The 19,317-nt window shown below is 69.2% G+C and carries 11 protein-coding genes, 1 tRNA gene and 3 pseudogenes; 12 read left to right on the forward strand and 3 right to left on the reverse strand.

Annotated features, from left to right (window positions below; translation table 11 throughout):
- Positions 1 to 12 precede the first annotated feature (12 nt).
- The 4 genes and pseudogenes from lgt to pyk all read left to right on the forward strand — a co-directional run bounded on the left by lgt (position 13) and on the right by pyk (position 8,784).
- Positions 13 to 1,098 (forward strand): prolipoprotein diacylglyceryl transferase, encoded by a 1,086-nt coding sequence (gene lgt / locus QQK29_RS14540; RefSeq protein ID WP_431308801.1) that lies wholly within the window; start codon positions 13 to 15, stop codon positions 1,096 to 1,098.
- A 115-nt stretch (positions 1,099 to 1,213) separates the two neighbouring features.
- Positions 1,214 to 5,814 (forward strand): annotated as a pseudogene (gene gltB, locus QQK29_RS14545) (glutamate synthase large subunit).
- A gap of 2 nt (positions 5,815 to 5,816) precedes the next feature.
- Positions 5,817 to 7,274 carry a glutamate synthase subunit beta gene (locus QQK29_RS14550; RefSeq protein WP_284301293.1) on the forward strand — a complete coding sequence of 486 codons (1,458 nt, stop codon included), beginning with the start codon at positions 5,817 to 5,819 and terminating at the stop codon, positions 7,272 to 7,274.
- A 52-nt stretch (positions 7,275 to 7,326) separates the two neighbouring features.
- Positions 7,327 to 8,784: a pyruvate kinase gene (gene pyk / locus QQK29_RS14555; protein WP_284301295.1), complete on the forward strand. Its 1,458-nt coding sequence runs from the start codon at positions 7,327 to 7,329 to the stop codon at positions 8,782 to 8,784.
- A 125-nt stretch (positions 8,785 to 8,909) separates the two neighbouring features.
- Here the strand turns inward: pyk and QQK29_RS14560 are convergent, their stop codons facing one another.
- Positions 8,910 to 9,416, reverse strand: coding sequence for a metallophosphoesterase family protein (locus QQK29_RS14560; protein WP_284301297.1), 507 nt, complete (start codon positions 9,414 to 9,416; stop codon positions 8,910 to 8,912).
- Between the two features lie 106 nt (positions 9,417 to 9,522).
- Between QQK29_RS14560 and QQK29_RS14565 the strand changes: the two genes are divergently transcribed.
- Complete coding sequence (locus tag QQK29_RS14565; RefSeq protein ID WP_284301299.1) at positions 9,523 to 10,032, forward strand: hypothetical protein; 510 nt, start codon at positions 9,523 to 9,525, stop codon at positions 10,030 to 10,032.
- Between the two features lie 63 nt (positions 10,033 to 10,095).
- Here QQK29_RS14565 and QQK29_RS14570 read toward each other — a convergent pair.
- Positions 10,096 to 10,181: transfer RNA gene (locus tag QQK29_RS14570), tRNA-Leu, on the reverse strand.
- Between the two features lie 61 nt (positions 10,182 to 10,242).
- Here QQK29_RS14570 and QQK29_RS14575 point away from each other — a divergent pair.
- Positions 10,243 to 10,848 (forward strand): ANTAR domain-containing response regulator, encoded by a 606-nt coding sequence (locus QQK29_RS14575; RefSeq protein ID WP_284301300.1) that lies wholly within the window; start codon positions 10,243 to 10,245, stop codon positions 10,846 to 10,848.
- A 43-nt stretch (positions 10,849 to 10,891) separates the two neighbouring features.
- On the opposite strand, the gene QQK29_RS14580 is transcribed toward QQK29_RS14575, so the two are convergent.
- Positions 10,892 to 11,326: a PaaI family thioesterase gene (locus QQK29_RS14580; protein WP_284301302.1), complete on the reverse strand. Its 435-nt coding sequence runs from the start codon at positions 11,324 to 11,326 to the stop codon at positions 10,892 to 10,894.
- Between the two features lie 84 nt (positions 11,327 to 11,410).
- Between QQK29_RS14580 and polA the strand changes: the two are divergent.
- The 6 genes and pseudogenes from polA to rpsA all read left to right on the forward strand — a co-directional run bounded on the left by polA (position 11,411) and on the right by rpsA (position 19,296).
- A pseudogene (gene polA / locus QQK29_RS14585) lies at positions 11,411 to 14,051 on the forward strand (DNA polymerase I).
- Positions 14,052 to 14,104: 53 nt separating this feature from the next.
- Complete coding sequence (locus QQK29_RS14590; RefSeq protein WP_284301304.1) at positions 14,105 to 14,374, forward strand: HPr family phosphocarrier protein; 270 nt, start codon at positions 14,105 to 14,107, stop codon at positions 14,372 to 14,374.
- Between the two features lie 55 nt (positions 14,375 to 14,429).
- Complete coding sequence (locus tag QQK29_RS14595) at positions 14,430 to 16,124, forward strand: DUF885 domain-containing protein (RefSeq protein ID WP_284301306.1); 1,695 nt, start codon at positions 14,430 to 14,432, stop codon at positions 16,122 to 16,124.
- Positions 16,125 to 16,216: 92 nt separating this feature from the next.
- Positions 16,217 to 16,749: pseudogene (locus tag QQK29_RS14600) on the forward strand (DUF4166 domain-containing protein).
- On the forward strand, positions 16,746 to 17,729 hold the full coding sequence (locus QQK29_RS14605; protein WP_284301309.1) for an epimerase: 984 nt from the start codon (positions 16,746 to 16,748) through the stop codon (positions 17,727 to 17,729). The pseudogene QQK29_RS14600 and the gene QQK29_RS14605 overlap by 4 nt, the downstream one beginning before the upstream one ends.
- Positions 17,730 to 17,835: 106 nt before the next feature.
- The gene (gene rpsA / locus QQK29_RS14610) at positions 17,836 to 19,296 is read left to right on the forward strand and encodes a 30S ribosomal protein S1 (protein WP_284301310.1); all 1,461 of its coding nucleotides are present in this window, start codon (positions 17,836 to 17,838) and stop codon (positions 19,294 to 19,296) included.
- Positions 19,297 to 19,317: the final 21 nt, after the last annotated feature.

The following is a 19,317-nucleotide window of genomic DNA, read 5'->3' on the forward strand; positions in this document are numbered from 1 at the left end:
CTCCCCAACGTGATCGCAGCTCCCCTCAGCATCCCGAGCCCGCCGCCGGACTGGAAGCAGCTCCACTTTCCCGTCGGCGAATGGCTGCACGGCATCCTGCCGTTCGTGCCGGAGGACTGGGCGATCCGCATCACGACCTATGCGCTCGTGATCATCGTCGGCATCTTCGCCGCGGTCATCATCGCGAACATGGGCCTGACGCGTCGCGGCGCCGAGCCGTGGGTGATCGTCGACGTGGGCATCTGGGCCGTCGTGCTCGGCATCGTCGGGGCGCGGCTGTACCACGTGGCGACGCACCTGGGCGACTACTTCGGACCCGACCACGACAACCCGTGGAATCCGCTCAAGCCCGGCAGCATCTGGGCCATCTGGGAGGGCGGCGGCGCGATCTTCGGCGCGCTCCTGGGCGGCGCGATCGGCGTCTGGATCGGGTGCCGTCTCACCGGCCTGCGGTTCTGGAGCGTCGCCGACGCGATCGCCCCCGGGCTGCTCGTCGCGCAGGCCTTCGGCCGGCTCGGGAACTGGTTCAACCAGGAGCTCTTCGGCCTCCCGACCGACCTGCCGTGGGGCCTCGAGATCGACCGCCCGAACTCGGCGATCCCCGAGGGCATCCCGGACGACGTGCTGTTCCACCCCACCTTCCTCTACGAGATCCTGTGGAACCTCGCCGGGTTCGTGCTCATCATCCTGGTCACCGAGAAGATCGTGCGCGTTGCCGGCAAGCCGCTGCCCACCCTCGTGCGCCGGTCCTTCTGGCAGTGGGGCAAGGTGCTCGGCCTCTACCTCATCTGGTACGGCGTCGGCCGCAGCTGGTTCGAGTCGATCCGTCTCGACCCGAGCGACACCTACTTCGGCATCCGCTCGAACGTGTGGGCGGCCCTCGCCGCGATCGTGCTCGGTCTCATCATCCTGGTGGTGCAGACACGCCGACACCCAGGCGTCGAACCGGACGTCTACCAGCCCGGTCGCCGACCCGAGCCCGAGGCTGCTGTACACTCCGAAGACACCTATTCGGATTCGGACGAGGACGAACCGGGCGATGGCGCCGCGGAGGTCGCCGAAGCTGCCGCCACAAGCGGTTCACCCCGATCACGCTGAAGTCCGCGCACCCCGCCGGCGCATCCGGAGCACACCCGACAACCGCTCCGCTTCTCTCATCCCACGCTGGGCCAGTGACGTCCCACCATCCAGTTCCCTCCTGAGGACGGAAGTCATGGCACACACCCCTGTTTCGCCGCCCGGTCACCCGGGTCCCTTCGAGCGCTTCAGCGCGATCCCCGCCGCGCAGGGCATGTACAACCCCCGCTTCGAGAAGGATGCCTGCGGTCTGGCGATGGTCGCGACGCTCCGGGGCACCGCCGGACACGACATCGTGACCAACGCGCTCGACGCTCTTCGGCACCTCGAGCACCGCGGAGCGGTGGGATCGGATGCCGGAACCGGTGACGGCGCGGGCATCATCACCCAGATCCCGGATGCGTTCCTGCGCGCCGTCGCGGGGTTCGAGCTTCCGCCCGTCGGCCAGTACGCGGTCGGCATGGCCTTCCTCCCGCTCGATGAGGCCGCACGCGAGGTGGAGAAGGCGGCGATCGGCCGCATCGCCGTCGACGAGGGCCTGCGCGTGCTCGGCTGGCGCGAGGTGCCCACCGACCCGGAGCACTTGGGGACCCTCGCGCGCGAGGCGGCTCCGGCTTTCGAGCAGCTCTTCGTGGCATCCGAGCACCGCGACGCGTCGGGCACCCCGCTCGCGGGGATCGCTCTCGACCGCCAGACCTTCCGCCTGCGCAAGCGCGCCGAGCGTGAGCTGGGTTCGTACTTCCCCTCGCTCTCGAGCCGCACGCTCGTCTACAAGGGCATGGTCACGACGCTCCAGTTGGAGCCGTTCTACCCCGATCTCTCCGACGAGCGCTTCGCGACGAAGCTCGCGCTCGTGCACTCGCGCTACTCCACCAACACATTCCCGTCGTGGCCCCTCGCGCAGCCGTTCCGCATGATCGCCCACAACGGTGAGATCAACACCGTGCAGGGCAACCGTAACTGGATGCGCGCGCGCCAGAGCCAGCTGAGTTCGGAGGCGCTTGGCGAGTTGCGTCCGCTGTTCCCGATCGTCTCGGAGGGCGCGAGCGACTCGGCCTCGTTCGACGAGGTGGTCGAGCTGCTGACGCTCGCGGGTCGCAGTCTGCCGCACGCCATCATGATGATGGTGCCGGAGGCCTGGGAGAACCAGACCGACATGGACCCGGCCCGGCGCGCCTTCTACGACTACCACTCGGCGCTCATGGAGCCGTGGGACGGCCCCGCCGCGCTCGTCTTCACCGACGGCACGCTCGTGGGCGCGACCCTCGACCGCAACGGCCTGCGGCCCGGTCGCTTCCTCGTGACCGACGACGGGCTCGTGGTGCTCGCGAGCGAGATCGGCGTGCTCGACATCCCGGCCGACAAGGTCGTGCGCAAGGGCCGCCTGCGCCCCGGCCGCATGTTCCTCATCGACACCGCCGAGGGTCGCATCATCGAGGACGACGAGATCAAGACGCAGCTCGCCGCCGCGGAGCCGTACGGCGAGTGGGTCGCGCAGAACCGCCTCGAACTCGAAGACCTGCCGCCGCGCGAGCACGTCGTGCACACCGCGGCATCCGTGACCCGCCGTCAGCGCACCTTCGGCTACACCGAGGAGGAGGTGCGCATCCTCATCACGCCGATGGCGAAGAACGGCGCAGAGCCCCTCGGCGCCATGGGATCCGACACCCCCATCGCCGTGCTCTCGGAGCGGCCGCGCCTCATCTTCGACTACTTCACCCAGGCCTTCGCCCAGGTGACGAACCCGCCGCTGGACTCGATCCGCGAAGAGGTCGTCACATCGATGCGCCTCGGGCTCGGCCCCGAGCGCAACCTGCTCGATGCGACGCCCGAGCACGCGCGCCAGATTGTGCTCGACTTCCCGGTGATCGACAACGACGAGCTCGCGAAGATCGTGCGGCTCGGCGCGGAAGACGGCACACGCCGCACCCACATCCTCAAGGGTCTCTACCGCTTCGACCGCGGCCCGCAGGCCATGGAGGAGCGCCTCGCCGAACTCTGCGGCGAGGCGGATGTCGCCATCGCGGCCGGTGCCCAGTTCCTCGTGCTCTCGGATCGTGACTCCAACAAGGATCTCGCCCCGATTCCGTCGCTGCTCATGCTGTCCGCCGTCCACCACCACCTCATCCGTCAGGAGACACGGATGCAGGTCGGGCTCATCGTCGAGACGGGAGACGCCCGCGAGGTGCACCACGCGGCACTGCTGCTCGGGTACGGCGCCTCGGCGATCAACCCGTACCTCGCGATGGAGACCGCCGAGCAGCTCGTGGCGACCGGCATGATCGCAGGCATCGCGCCCGAGAAGGCCGTCAAGAACCTCATCAAGGCGCTCGGCAAGGGCGTGCTGAAGATCATGTCCAAGATGGGCATCTCGGTGATCGGCTCCTACGCGGGCGCGCAGGCGTTCGAGGCCGTCGGGCTCAGCCAGGAGTTCGTGGACAAGTTCTTCACGGGCACCACGACCCTCCTCGGCGGGGTCGGCATCGACGTCATCCAGGCCGAGAACCTCATCCGGCACACGAGCGCCTACCCCGAGAACGCCGGCGAGAAGGTGCACGAGCGCCTCGAGACGGGCGGTGAGTACCAGTGGCGCCGCGAGGGACCGCCGCACCTGTTCAGCCCCGAGACGGTCTTCAAGCTGCAGCACTCGACGCGGACGCGCCGTTTCGACGTGTTCCGCGAGTACACGCGCTCGGTCGACGAGCAGGCGGAGCGGCTCATGACGCTGCGCGGCCTGTTCCGCCTCAAGACGGGGGAGCGGCCGGCGATCCCGCTTGACGAGGTCGAGCCGATCTCGTCGATCATCGCGCGCTTCAACACGGGGGCCATGAGTTACGGCTCGATCTCGCAGGAGGCGCACGAGACGCTCGCGATCGCGATGAACCGCATCGGCGGGCGATCCAACACCGGCGAGGGTGGCGAAGACGTCGAGCGCCTGCTCGACCCCGCGCGTCGCAGCCGCATCAAGCAGATCGCATCCGGGCGCTTCGGCGTCACGAGCATGTACTTGACGCACGCGACCGACCTGCAGATCAAGATGGCGCAGGGCGCGAAGCCGGGCGAAGGCGGCCAACTCCCGCCGCAGAAGGTCTATCCCTGGATCGCCCGCACGCGTCGCGGCACCCCGGGCGTCGGCCTCATCTCGCCGCCTCCGCACCACGACATCTACTCGATCGAAGACCTCAAGCAGCTCATCTTCGACGCCAAGCGCGCCAATCCTGCCGCGCGCGTGCACGTCAAGCTCGTGAGCCAGTCGGGAATCGGCGCGGTCGCGGCCGGCGTCACGAAGGCCCTCGCGGATGTGGTGCTCGTCTCGGGACACGACGGCGGCACGGGCGCCTCGCCGCTCAACTCGCTCAAGCACGCCGGCACCCCCTGGGAGATCGGCCTCGCCGAGACCCAGCAGACGCTCATGCTCAACGGCATGCGCGATCGGGTGGTCGTGCAGGTGGACGGCCAGATGAAGACCGGGCGCGACGTCATCGTCGCGGCGCTGCTGGGCGCCGAGGAGTACGGCTTCGCGACCGCGCCGCTCGTCGTATCGGGCTGCATCATGATGCGCGCCTGCCACCTCGACACGTGCCCCGTGGGCGTCGCGACCCAGAACCCCGAACTGCGGGCACGGTTCACCGGCAAGCCGGAGTTCGTGGAGACCTTCTTCGAGTACCTGGCCCAGGAGGTGCGTGAATACCTCGCCGAGCTCGGCTTCCGCTCGCTCGACGAAGCGATCGGGCACGCGGAGCTCCTCGACGTCGACCGCGCCGTGCAGCACTGGAAGAGCGACGGGCTCGACCTGACGCCGGTGCTCATCGGCCCGGAGTTGCCCGCCGACGCGCCGCGTCGGAACCGTCGCGGCCAGCAGCACGAGCTCGAGACGCACTTCGATCAGGAACTCATCCGCCTCGCCCAGCCGGCCCTCGAGCACGGCGAGCCGATCGTCATCGAGTTGCCCATCCGCAACACGGAGCGTGCGGTCGGCACGATGCTCGGCCACGAGGTCACCAAGCGTCACGGCGAGCACGGGCTCGCGCCCGAGACGATCGACGTCACCCTCACCGGCACCGCCGGGCAGTCGCTCGGCGCCTTCCTGCCCGCAGGCATCACGCTGCGGCTCGAGGGCGACGCCAACGACTACGTCGGCAAGGGCCTGTCCGGCGGCGACATCGTCGTGCGCCCCTCGCGCTCCGCGCGTTTCCCCGCCGAGTACAACGTGATCGCGGGCAACGTCATCGGCTACGGCGCGACGGGCGGGTCGATGTACATCCGCGGCAAGGTGGGCGAACGGTTCCTGGTGCGCAACTCCGGCGCCGTCGCGGTCGTCGAGGAGTGGGCGACCACGCACTCGAGTACATGACCGGAGGCGTCGCCGTCATCCTCGGCAACACCGGGCGCAACCTCGGTGCGGGGATGTCGGGAGGCGTCGCCTACGTGCATCGGCTGCGGCGCGATGCCGTCAACCGCGACTCGCTCGCGAACGGCGAGCTCGAGCTGCTCCCGCTCGACCGCGCGGACGTGGAACTGCTGCACAGCTACCTGCAGCTCCACGTGGAGAAGACCGACTCTGCGCTCGCCAAGCGACTGCTGGAGAACTGGGAGGCCACGGTCGCCGAGTTCGTCAAGGTGCTGCCACGCGACTACGCAGCCGTCATCCAGACCCGCCAGACGGCGGCCGACGAGGGTCTCGACCCCGATGGTGCTGTCGTGTGGGGCCGTATCCTCGAAGTGACGGGAGGCTGATCATGGCTGACCCCAAGGGATTCCTGAAGACGCGCGAGCGCGAGCTGCCGCAGCGACGTCCGGTGGCCGTGCGCATCATGGACTGGCGCGAGGTCTACGAAGACCAGGACCGCACCCAGCTGCGTCGCCAGGCCAGCCGCTGCATGGATTGCGGTGTGCCGTTCTGCCACGCGGGATGCCCGCTCGGCAACCTCATCCCGGAATGGAACGACCTCACCTGGCGAGGCGAGGACCGGGATGCCATCGAGCGACTGCACGCGACCAACAACTTCCCGGAGTTCACCGGTCGGCTCTGCCCCGCACCGTGCGAGTCGGCGTGCGTGCTCGGCATCAATCAACCGGCGGTCACGATCAAGCAGATCGAGAAGGAGATCGTCGACAACGCCTTCCAGCAGGGCTGGGTGACACCGCATCCGCCGGAGCGCCTCACTGGCAAGACGGTCGCCGTCGTGGGCTCCGGCCCGGCCGGCCTCGCGGCCGCCCAGCAGCTGACGCGCGCCGGGCACACCGTCGCCGTGTACGAGCGCGACGACCGTATCGGCGGACTGCTGCGCTACGGCATCCCCGACTTCAAGATGGAGAAGCGCCAGGTCGAGCAGCGGCTCGCCCAGATGCAGGCCGAGGGCACGCGCTTCCGCGCGGGCGTCGAGATCGGCGTCGACATCTCGTGGGCCGAGCTCAAGCAGCGCTACGACGCCGTGGTCATCGCGACCGGCGCCACCGTGCCGCGTGACCTGCCGATCCCCGGTCGCGACCTCCTGGGCGTGCATTTCGCGATGGACTACCTGGTGCAGCAGAACAAGCTCGTCGCGGGCGACCGCATTCCCGAGCAGGTCTCGGCCCACGGGAAGCACGTCGTCGTGATCGGCGGCGGCGACACCGGCGCGGACTGCATCGGCACGGCGCACCGCCAGGGTGCGCTGAGCGTGACGAACCTCGCCATCGGCTACCAGCCGCCGAGCGAGCGTCCCGACCATCAGCCGTGGCCCATGGACCCGACCCTGTTCGAGATCTCCTCGGCGCACGAGGAGGGCGGCGAGCGGGTGTATCTCGCCTCGACCGTCGAGTTCCTCGGCAACGAGGCGGGCGAGGTGCGCGCATTGCGCGTAGCTGAGACGGAGTACGTCGACGGACGCCGTGTGCCGAAGTCGGGCACCGAGCGCGACATCCCGGCCGACCTCGTGCTCATCGCGATGGGCTTCACCGGCCCCGAGCGCGACCGCATCGACGACCAGCTCCGCGTGCCCTTCGACGACCGCGGCAACGTCGCGCGCGACGACAGCTACGCCACGACCGAGCCGGGCGTCTTCGTCGCCGGCGATGCCGGCCGCGGCCAGTCGCTCATCGTGTGGGCGATCGCCGAGGGACGGGCCGTCGCGGCGGCTGTCGACCGCTTCCTCGAGGGCGAGACCCAGCTTCCGGCGCCCGTGCGCCCGACCGACCGCGGCATCGGCCTCTGAGCGACAGCTCCGGCCGACGCCGACTGACCACCCGCTACACACTGAAGGAATAATGAGACGAGCCAAGATCGTCGCGACGTTGGGGCCCGCCACGTCGAGCTATGAGAACCTGCGAGCCATCATCGATGCCGGCGTCAACGTCGCCCGCATGAACCTGAGCCACGGCAGCTACGCGGTGCACGAGGAGGTCTACGCCAACGTGCGCCGGGCCGCCGCCGACGCCGACCAGCCGGTCGCCGTGCTCGTCGACCTGCAGGGCCCGAAGATCCGCCTCGGCAAGTTCGCCGACGGCCCCCACGAGCTCGCCGTCGGTGACATCTTCACCATCACGACCGAGGACGTCGAGGGCACCAAGGAGCTCGTCGGCACGACCTTCAAGGGCCTGCCCCAGGACGTCAAGCCCGGCGACTTCCTGCTGATCGACGACGGCAAGGTCAAGGTCAAGGTGCTCGACACCGACGGCGTGCGCGTGCGTACCGAGGTCGTCGTCGCGGGCCCGGTGTCCAACAACAAGGGCATCAACCTGCCCGGCGTCGCGGTCAACGTGCCGGCGCTGTCGGAGAAGGACGAGGCCGACCTGCGGTGGGGGCTCGCGCTCGGCGCCGACTACATCGCGCTCTCCTTCGTGCGCGACGCCCGCGACATCACGCGCGTGCACGAGATCATGGCGGAGGAGGGTCGCAAGATCCCCGTGATCGCCAAGATCGAGAAGCCGCAGGCCGTCGACGCCCTCGAGGAGATCATCGACGCCTTCGACGGCATCATGGTCGCTCGTGGCGACCTCGCGGTCGAGCTTCCGCTCGAGCAGGTGCCTGTCGTGCAGAAGCGCGCCGTGGAGCTGTGTCGTCGGGCAGCCAAGCCGGTGATCGTGGCGACGCAGATGCTCGAGTCGATGACGCACTCGCCCGTTCCGACGCGCGCTGAGGCATCCGACGTCGCGAACGCGGTGCTCGACGGCGCGGATGCCGTGATGCTCTCCGGTGAGACCAGCGTCGGCGAGTACCCGGTGATCACCGTGCAGACCATGGCGCGCATCATCGAGTCCACCGAGGAGCACGGTCTCGAGCGCATCGCGCCGCTCGGCACGAAGCCGCGCACCCAGGGCGGTGCGCTCACGCTCGCTGCCGCCGAGGTCGCCGAGTTCGTCGAGGCCAAGTTCCTGTGCGTCTTCACCGAGTCGGGCGACTCGGCGCGGCGCATGTCGCGACTGCGCGAGCGCATCCCGATGGCGGCGTTCACGCCCGACGAGGCCATCCGTCGGCGCATGAACCTCACGTGGGGCATCGAGTCGTTCATCGTCGCGCGGGTGCAGCACACGGATGCCATGTACAAGCAGGTCGACGAGATCCTGCTCGAGAAGAAGCTCGCTTCCGTCGGCGACAAGGTCGTCGTGATCTCGGGTTCGCCTCCCGGCATCCCCGGCTCGACCAACGACCTGCGCGTGCACGTGATCGGCGACGCGATCAACAAGGTCGCCCCGGTGTGGGAGTCAGGCGACCACGCCGACTGAGCCCGGCCTCCCGCTGATCGAGCGGCGCCCGCAGGGCGCGTGTCGAGATCAGCTCCCCGCAGCAGACGTGTGAACGGCGCCCCCAGCGGCGCCGTTCACCTCGTGGCGCCGAACTGACATCCCGTCTATGCCCGAGGGCGCTCCACAGGATGCAGCACGACCTCATCGAGTCCGGATGCGCCGAGCTTCGCGGTGAGAAAGGTCCCGTACGGCTGCCGGCGGCGATCGGTGGGCGATCCAGGGTTCAGCAACCGCAGCCCGCGCGGCGTCGTGGTGTCCCACGGGATGTGGCTATGGCCGAACACGAGCACGTCGACGTCCGGATACGCGGACTCGCAGCGTCGTTCGCGACCCGCGGCGGTGCCGGTCTCGTGAACGACCGCGAACGACATCCCCTCGAGCTCGACCCGGGCCACCTCCGGGAGCCGCGCACGGAGTTCTGTCCCGTCGTTGTTACCCCAGCACGCCACGAGCCGCGTCGCGCGTTCCTCGAGTTCGTCGAGCAGCTCGACCCCGACCCAGTCTCCGGCGTGGAAGACGACGTCGGCGGCCGCAACGGCAGCCCACACCTCATCCGGAAGCTTCTTGGCGCGCACCGGCAGGTGGGTATCCGAGATCATGAGCAACCGCACGCCTTCACTCTGCGCTGAGAGCGCGCTGTCGGCAACCGCAGCAGCCACGACCAGGACCGTCGGATCCTCGCTAGCCTGGCGGTTTACCCGAACGAAGGAGAATGCAATGCGGGCGAGACTGTTGGCGGTTCTGCTGGGAACGGTGGGGGTGATCGCGCTCACCGGGTGCGCGGCATCCGTGCCCGAACCGGCGCCGACCTCAGCCATCGACAACGAGGCAGTCGACCAGCACACGACAGACGAGGAGAGTGCCGACGCGCCGGCGACGACCACGATCCCGGCGGGGGCTCGCGCGGCGAGCGCGGACTTCCCCTTCCCCGTACCGGAGGACTGGGCAGAGCATGAGCCGTTCGCCGAAGAGAAGGTCGGCGGCTCGGCCGGCGTCTACGGCTCTCTGGTGTTCCCGGGGGATGCCGCCTCGGCCGCCGCGAGCTACCAGGCGCTGCTGCGCGACGCCGGGTACGTCGTGCATCCGCATCCGCTCGGGGAAGTCACGCACGACGCGGCCTTCATCGTCGAGGGGCCGATCGACGGGGTCGCGTACTCCGGGCAGATCAGCTTCGACACGATCGCGGATGGCACACCCCGCGTCGCCATCAACCTCACCCAGAAGTGATACCGCGTGCGGGGGCGTCGAGCGGTCGGCGCCCTCGCACTCGCGGGCCCGCGACGTTCTTGGTGGTACCGGTGGTGGGACTCGAACCCACATGTCCTCACGGACAACCGATTTTGAGTCGGTCGCGTCTGCCATTCCGCCACACCGGCTGGTGTCGACGCTCCGCATCCGGAGCCTCGCGGCATCCTGACGTTACCGTAGGATCGAGGGGTGAGTGACACCGAACAGGCCCCAGTCGCGCCCCGCCGAGTCGTCGTCGCCGAGGATGAGTCGCTCATCCGGCTCGACATCGTCGAGATTCTGCGTGACAACGGCTTCGATGTGGTGGGGGAGGCCGGCGACGGCGAGACCGCTGTGGCGCTGGCCACGGAACTCCGCCCCGACCTCGTCGTGATGGACGTCAAGATGCCCCAGCTCGACGGCATCTCCGCGGCGGAGCGCCTCACCAAGAACCACATCGCGCCCGTCGTGCTGCTCACCGCCTTCAGCCAGAAGGAGCTCGTGGAGCGTGCCTCGGAGGCGGGGGCTCTCGCCTACGTCGTGAAGCCCTTCACCCCCAACGACCTTCTGCCCGCGATCGAGATCGCCCTCAGCCGCTACCAGCAGATCGTGACGCTCGAGGCCGAGGTCGCCGACATGGTCGAGCGCTTCGAGACCCGCAAGCTCGTCGATCGCGCCAAGGGGCTGCTCAACGAGAAGATGGGCCTGTCGGAGCCGGATGCGTTCCGCTGGATCCAGAAGGCGTCGATGGACCGGCGCCTCACCATGCACGATGTCGCCCAGGCGATCATCGACCAGCTCGCGCCGAAGAAATAGCGGGCTGCGGGTCGGATTTCGATACGCCCGCTTCGCGGGCTACTCAATCAGCGGCTCTGTCCCGCAGCATGTTCGTCATCCGCACCGTCGACAGGCGCCGCCCGTCGTCGTCGGTCATGACGATCTCGTGCGTACAGAGGGTGCGCCCGAGCACGAGCGCCGTGCAGGTGCCGGTGACCCAGCCCTCGGTGATCGAGCGGCTGTGCGTCGCGTTGATCTCGATGCCGACGGCGTAGCGTCCCGGCCCGGCGTGGATGGCCGAGGAGATCGAGCCGAGCGATTCGCCGAGCACGACGTGCGCGCCGCCGTGCAGCAGACCGACGACCTGCCGGTTGCCCTCGACCGGCATCCGGGCCACCGAGTGGGTGGCCGACAGCTCGAGGAACTCGATGCCCATGCGCCGCGGGAGTTCACCGCCCCCGGATTCGCCCAGACGGGCCACCAGTTCGGGGTCGAGATCGGGCGGAAGGATGACCATGAGCGCTCCATCGGTAGTTCGGGTCGGTGGGGTGTCGGGCCCTCCGGATAGGCTGGCTCCGTGCCGGAAGAAAAGCCTACGCTCCTGCTCATCGACGGCCATTCGCTGGCGTTCCGGGCGTTCTATGCGCTGCCCATCGACAGCTTCGTGACGCGCGACGGTCAGCACACCAACGCCATCCACGGGTTCATCTCGATGCTGCTCAACCTGCTGCAGCAGCAGAAGCCCACCCACCTCGCGGTCGCCTTCGACATCTCGCGCTTCTCGTTCCGCACGCGCGAGTACGCCGAATACAAGGGAACCCGCGGCGAGACGCCTCCCGAGTTCGTGGGCCAGGTGCCCCTGCTCGAGGAGGCCCTGCAGGCCATGAACATCCGCACGATCTCGAAGGAGGACTTCGAGGCGGATGACATCCTCGCCACCCTCGCGACGCGCGGTGCCGCGGAGGGGTACCGGGTGCTCGTCGTCTCGGGCGACCGCGACACGATCCAGCTCGTCGACGACGACATCACCCTGCTCTACCCGAACGTGCGCGGGGTCTCCGAGCTCAAGACCTACGACACGGATGCGGTGATCGAGCGCTACGGCATCCGTCCCGAGCAGTACCCCGAGATCGCCGCCCTCGTGGGCGAGACGAGCGACAACCTGCCGGGCGTCGACAAGGTCGGCGAGAAGACCGCCGTCAAGTGGATCCAGCAGTACGGCACGGTCGAGGAACTGCTCGCGCACGCTGACGACATCAAGGGCGTCGTGGGGCAGAACCTACGCGACCAGCAGGATCGCGTGGTGCGCAATCGCAAGCTCAACCGGCTGGTTCGCGACGTCGAGCTGCCGCTCGCGCCGGCCGACCTCGAGCGTCAGCCCATCGACCCGACCGCCGTGCGCTCGGTCTTCGATCGGCTGCAGTTCCGCACTCTGCTCGACCGGGTGTTCAAGATCGAGGAGCCGCATCCGACGCCGGCCTCGTCGACGCCGATACCGCCGACAACCGCGCGATCGCCGCGCCCGCCGTACGCACGATGATCGACGAGGAGCTCGCGAAGTGGCTGCGCACGCAGTCCCAGGACGGCACCGCCCCGCTCGGCCTGCGCATCGCGACGATCAACGGTCAGGTCGAGGGGTTCGGCATCGCGAGCCTCACCGAGACGGCGTGGGTGCCGTGGGCACCCGGACGCCCCGACTACACGGCCCTCGAGGCGTGGCTGGCATCCGATGCGCCCAAGTACCTGCACGACGCGAAGCGGCAGCTCAAGTCGCTCGCCGGCACGGGTCTCACGCTCGAGGGCGTTGCGGGCGACGCCGCGTTGTCGGCGTGGCTCTTGCGCCCCTCCACCAAGGCCGACAGCCTCGGCGGGCTCACCTACTACTACCTCGGCGAGACGCTGCCCGAGCCCGATCCGAGCCAGCTCGTGCCCGAAACCGAGGCGCTCAACCCGGCCACCGAGGCCTGGTACCTCGTGCGGCTGCAGGCCGAGCTCGACGCCCGGCTCGACCCGGGCTCCCTTACGGTGCAGCGCGACATCGAGGTACCCCTCGTGCCCGTGCTCGCGCGCATGGAGCTGCAGGGCGTCACGGTGTCGGCCGACGTGCTCGGCGAGCTCAACTCGCGGCTCGGCACCCAGGCGGCCGAGATCGCGCAGCAGGCGTACGCCGAGATCGGTCACGAGGTCAACCTCGGCTCCCCGAAGCAGCTGCAGGAGGTGCTCTTCACCGAGCTCGGCATGCCCAAGACCCGGGCCAACAAGACCGGCTACTCGACCGACGCACAGGCGCTGGCCGACCTGCAGGAGGCGCACCCGCATCCGTTCCTGGAGCTGCTGCTGAAGCACCGGGATGCAACCAAGATCCGGCAGATCGTCGAGACGCTGCAGACCGCGATCGGTGCCGACGGCCGCATCCACACGACGTACGAGCAGACGGGCTCGGCAACCGGGCGCATCTCGTCGAACGACCCCAACCTGCAGAACATCCCGATCAAGACCGAGGTCGGCCGCGAGGTGCGCTCGGCGTTCCTCTCGGGTGAGGGTTTCGAGACGCTGCTCACCGCCGACTACTCGCAGATCGAGATGCGCATCATGGCGCACCTCTCGGAAGACGAGGGTCTCATCGAAGCGTTCCGCTCGGGGAGGACCTGCACCGTTTCGTCGGCGCACGCATCTTCGGCGTCGCGCCCGCCGAGGTGACCCCGATCATGCGCACCAAGGTCAAGGCGATGTCCTACGGACTCGCCTACGGGCTCTCCGCCTTCGGGCTCAGCAAGCAGCTGCGCATCGAGGTCTCCGAGGCGAAGGAGCTCATGGCCGACTACTTCGCCCGCTTCGGTGCCGTGCGCGACTACCTGCGCAGCGTCGTCGAGCAGGCGCGCGTCGACGGCTTCACGACCACGATCTTCGGGCGTCGACGCCCGTTCACCGACCTCACCTCGACCAACCGCGTGCTGCGCGAGAACGCCGAACGTCAGGCCTTGAACTCGCCCATCCAGGGCTCGGCCGCCGACATCATCAAACGCGCGATGCTCGAGATCGACGCCGAGATCCGTGTGCAGCAGCTCGACTCGCGCATGCTGCTCCAGGTACACGACGAGCTCGTCTTCGAGGTGGCGCCGGGTGAACTCGAGCGGATGCGCACGATCGTGACCGACGGGATGGCGGGCGCTGCGGAGCTCTCCGTGCCTCTGGATGTGCAACTCGGGACTGGCCCCAACTGGGACGCTGCCGCACACTAGACGGAACACGTCAGGCCCACCTGATGGATGCGGGAGCGGAAAGGAGAGCGCGGATGCCGGAGCGCACGGTCGTCGTCGCGTCGAGCGTCGGGTTGCACGCGCGCCCCGCGGCGCTGTTCTCGCAGGCCGCGGCGCAGGCATCCGTTCCCATCGTGCTCACGTCGGCGGCGGGGCGAAGCGTCAACGCCGCGAGCATCCTCGGCGTGCTCTCGCTCGGGATCGACCACGGTGAGCGCGTCACCCTCTCGAGCGAGGCTCCCGGCGCCGACCCGGCACTCGACGCTCTCGTGGCGCTTCTCGAGCGCGACCTCGACGAGGAATAAGAAGGGGCCGGAGGTCCCTGGCGTCGGTGTCGCCCCCGGTGAATAGGGTGGAGGGATGAGCGAAGAGCGCCCCACCACCCCCATCGACACCATCGCAGAACGCTGGGTCGACACTCTCGTCGACCTCGTCCCCGACGTCGCGATCTATATCGGGGTGCCGGGTCGCACGGGTGAGTACGGCGACCTCTCGCCGGCGGGCCACGAGCGCCTGGCCGACGCGACGCGTGCGCTCGTCACCGAGCTCGAGACGGCGACGCCGCAGGACGCCGTCGACGAGGTGACGAAAGCCGACCTGCTCGCCGAGGCACGCCTCTCGCTCGAGGCCCACGATGCACGCCTCCACCTGCGCGACCTCAACGTGATCGCCTCGCCTGCGCAGGAGATCCGCGAGACCTTCGACCTCATGCCGACGGGCACCGAGGCGGACTGGGCGACGATCGCCGAGCGTCTCGGCAACCTCCCCGGCGCGGTGGCGGGGTATGTCGAGACCCTTCGGGCCGGCATCGCCGAGGGGGTCGTGCCTGCGAAGCGTCAGGTGCGCGAAGTCGTCGAGCAGGCCCGTCGCAACGGCCGCCCCGACGGCTTCTTCACCGAATTCACCGCCGGGGCCGCCCTGGAATCGGGCGAGCTGCCCGAGAGCCTGCGCAGCGATCTCGCCCGCGGTGCCCAGGTCTCGGCCGCCGCGTACCGCGAACTCGCCGACTTCCTCGAGACCGAGCTGCTGCCCGTCGCATCCGAGCAGGATGCCGTGGGCCGCGAGCTCTACGCCCTGCGGTCGCGGCACTTCCTCGGTGCCGAGATCGACCTCGACGAGACCTACGAATGGGGCATCGGCGAGCTCGAGCGCATGATCGAGGAGCAGACCCGGGTCGCCGACGAGGTGCTCGCCGGTGCGAGCGTCGAAGAGGCCGTCGCCCACCTCGAACAGGACGCGAGCCGCAAGCTGCACGGCACCGACGCCCTCAAGGCCTGGATGCAGCAGCTCAGCGACCGCGTCGTCGACGAGCTCGGCCGCAGCCACTTCGACATCCCCGAACCCGTGCGGGCGCTCGAGTGCATGATCGCCCCGACCCAAGACGGCGGCATTTACTACACGGGCCCGTCCGACGACTTCTCGCGTCCGGGGCGGATGTGGTGGAGCGTTCCCGAGGGCGTCACCGAGTTCGACACCTGGCGTGAGAAGACGACCGTGTTCCACGAGGGGGTGCCCGGCCACCATCTGCAGATCGGCCAGGCGGTGTTCAACCGTGCGCAGCTCAACACCTGGCGGCGCCAGCTCGCCGGCACGAGCGGACACGCCGAGGGCTGGGCGCTCTACGCCGAGCGGCTCATGGAAGAGCTCGGCTACCTCGACGACCCCGCCGACCGACTCGGCATGCTCGATGGTCAGCGCATGCGGGCGGCCCGCGTCGTGCTCGACATCGGGGTGCACCTCGGCAAGCCGAAGCCCCGCATCCACGGGCTGGAGGATCTGCCCACCGACGGCGTGTGGGACGCCGACTTCGCGCTCACCTTCATGCGCCGCAACGTCAACATGGACGACGCCTTCGTGCGCTTCGAGGTGAATCGCTACCTCGGCTGGCCCGGGCAGGCGCCGTCGTACAAGGTGGGGCAGCGCATCTGGGAGCAGATCCGCGACGACGCGCAGCGCCGCGAGGGCGACGCGTTCTCGTTCCGCGACTTCCACAAGCACGCGCTCGACCTCGGCGGGGTCGGGCTCGACACCCTGCGTACCGCGCTCGCCCCGTGAGCCGGCCGCGACATCCTGGAGCTCCGTGGGCAGCGGCGCTCGACGGGCGGGTCGATCAGCTCAGTCCGGCGCTGCAGGCGTACTTCGGCGGCGTGCCGTACGGAGCCCATGGCATCGGTGAGGGCGTGTTCACGACCGTCGGATCGCCGCGCCGCTGGCTGTGGCCGCTGCTCGCACTGCTCGGGCGCTGGAACGTCGTGTGGCCCGTGTGGGAGCGGCACGTGCCCTTCACGATCGTCAACGTCCCCACCCCCACGGGCTCGTGAGCGTGCGCCGGTTCCGTTTCCCCGCGGGCGACCGCACGATGACCGACCGCATCCTCTTCACCCCGCACGGGCTGCGCCAGCGCCTCGGCACCGGCGAGCGCGTCGTCGTGGAGCTGCACGTCGAACCCGACGACGCGGGGCTGCGCATCGTCTCCGGTCGCGTCGGCATCCGGATGCTGGGCCTGCGCTGGTCGCTGCCCGCGGCCTGGGCGCCGCGCGTCGTGGTGCACGAGCGCACGCTTCCCGACGGGCGTCAACACGTCGCCCTCACGCTCGACGCCCCCGTCGTCGGGCGCATCTACGAGTACGCGGGCGCGTTCAGCTACCGTGTCGAGCCGGTGTCGCCGGAGTTCGCATGAGCGGCGGACGGGTCGTCGTCGCGGGCGCGAGCGGCTTCATGGGGCGGTCGCTCGTGGCGCACTGGCGCGCAGCCGGTCGTGAGGTGCAGACGATCGGGCGTGGTGCAGCGGATGCGCGCTGGGGCGACGCCGACGGCATCCGGCGCCTGCTCGACGGCAGCGAGCTGCTCGTGAATCTCGCAGGCAAGAGCGTCAACTGCCGCTACGGGCCCGCGAACCGCGCCGAGATCCTGCGCTCTCGCGTCGAGACCACGGCTGAGCTCGGGCGCGCCGTCGCCGGCTGCGCCGAACCGCCGCCCACCTGGATCAACTCCTCGACCGCGACCATCTACCGGCACGCCGAGGACCGCCCGCAGACCGAAGCGGATGGCGAACTCGGTACCGGGTTCTCGGTGTCGGTCGCGAAGGCGTGGGAAGCGGCGTTCTTCGCGGCGGACACTCCCGCGACCCGACGCGTCGCCATCCGCACCGCCATCGTGCTGGGCGATGGCAGCGCCCTCACGCCACTGGTCAGGCTGGCGCGCTTCGGCCTCGGCGGCCCCCAGTGGGACACGCCCTGGTTCGCGACACGCGCCCGACGGTCGGCAGGCATCCAGCACGAGTTCCGGGCCCGCTGGGGTGCGCAGCGCTTCAGCTGGATCCACCTGGCCGATGTCGCGGGCGCGCTCGACCTGCTCGAGAGCCGGGCCGACCTCGACGGCGTCGTGAACCTGTCCTCTCCGGAACCGGTCACCAACGTCGAGCTCATGCGGATCATCCGCCGCGCCCTCCGGATGCCGGTCGGCCTGCCCGCGCCGCGTCCCGTGCTCGAGGTGGGCGCCTGGCTGATCCGCACCGAGACCGAGCTGTTGCTCAAGAGCCGCTGGGTCGTTCCGGAGCGGCTCCTGCAGGCCGGCTACACGTTCCGCCACCCCGGGCTCGAGGGCGCGATCGCCGACATCCTCGCGCAGTCGCGTCGCGCCAGGCGGGGAGTGCGCTAGCCTAGAGAGTCGCCTTGTGCGGCATCCCTATCCGCATGCCCGCGGAGCAACCACAGAAGCATCGCGCCACGGGCCCTACTTTGTCCCCATCCGGAGCATCTACTACATGACTACCGCAACGACCGCCTCGGCTACCAAGCAGGTCGCCATCAACGACATCGGGTCTGCTGAAGACTTCCTGGCCGCGGTCGAACTCACCCTCAAGTTCTTCAACGACGGAGACCTCATCGAGGGCACCGTCGTCAAGATCGACCGCGACGAGGTCCTGCTCGACGTCGGCTACAAGACCGAGGGTGTCATCCCCTCACGCGAACTTTCCATCAAGCACGATGTCGACCCCACCGAGGTCGTCTCGGTCGGCGACAGCGTCGAGGCCCTCGTTCTCCAGAAGGAGGACAAGGAAGGCCGCCTGATCCTCTCCAAGAAGCGTGCGCAGTACGAGCGCGCCTGGGGTGATGTCGAGAAGATCAAGGAGTCCGACGGCGTCGTGACCGGCCAGGTCATCGAGGTCGTCAAGGGCGGTCTCATCGTCGACATCGGCCTGCGTGGCTTCCTCCCGGCGTCGCTCATCGAGCTGCGCCGCGTGCGCGACCTGACGCCGTACCTCGGCCAGGAGATCGAGGCGAAGATCCTCGAGCTCGACAAGAACCGCAACAACGTCGTGCTCAGCCGCCGTGCGCTGCTCGAGCAGACCCAGTCGGAGTCGCGTTCGACCTTCCTCAACAACCTCCAGAAGGGCCAGGTCCGCAAGGGCGTCGTGTCCTCGATCGTCAACTTCGGCGCGTTCGTCGACCTGGGCGGCGTGGACGGCCTCGTGCACGTCTCGGAGCTCTCGTGGAAGCACATCGAGCACGCCTCCGAGGTCGTCGAGGTCGGCCAGGAGGTCACCGTCGAGATCCTCGAGGTCGACCTGGACCGTGAGCGCGTGTCGCTCTCGCTCAAGGCGACCCAGGAGGACCCGTGGCAGGTCTTCGCCCGCACCCACGCGATCGGTCAGATCGCACCGGGCAAGGTCACGAAGCTCGTTCCGTTCGGCGCCTTCGTGCGCGTCGCGGACGGCATCGAGGGCCTCGTGCACATCTCGGAGCTGTCGGGCAAGCACGTCGAGCTCGCGGAGCAGGTCGTCTCGGTCGGCGACGAGGTGTTCGTCAAGGTCATCGACATCGACCTCGACCGTCGCCGCATCTCGCTGAGCCTCAAGCAGGCCAACGAGGGCATCGACCCGAACAACTCCGAGTTCGACTCGGGCCTCGCCGCGCTGTACGGCATGGTCACCGAGTACGACGAGCAGGGCAACTACAAGTACCCGGAGGGCTTCGACCCGACCTCGGGCGAGTGGCTCGAGGGTTTCGAGGCCCAGCGCGACGCATGGGAGGCCGAGTATGCGGCTGCCCAGGCGCGCTGGGAGGCTCACAAGAAGCAGATCCTCGCCGCCGAGGCGACCGAGGCCGAGCTCGAAGCGCGCCCCTCGGGCAACTCGTTCTCGTCGGAGAGCTCGTCGGGCGGCACCCTTGCCGACGACGCGTCGCTCGCGGCGCTGCGCGAGAAGCTCAGCAGCAACTCCTGAGCGCCCGCGCTCATCCGGATG

The organism is Homoserinibacter gongjuensis, assembly GCF_030161875.1.
Classification (GTDB): Bacteria; Actinomycetota; Actinomycetes; order Actinomycetales; family Microbacteriaceae; genus Homoserinibacter; species Homoserinibacter gongjuensis.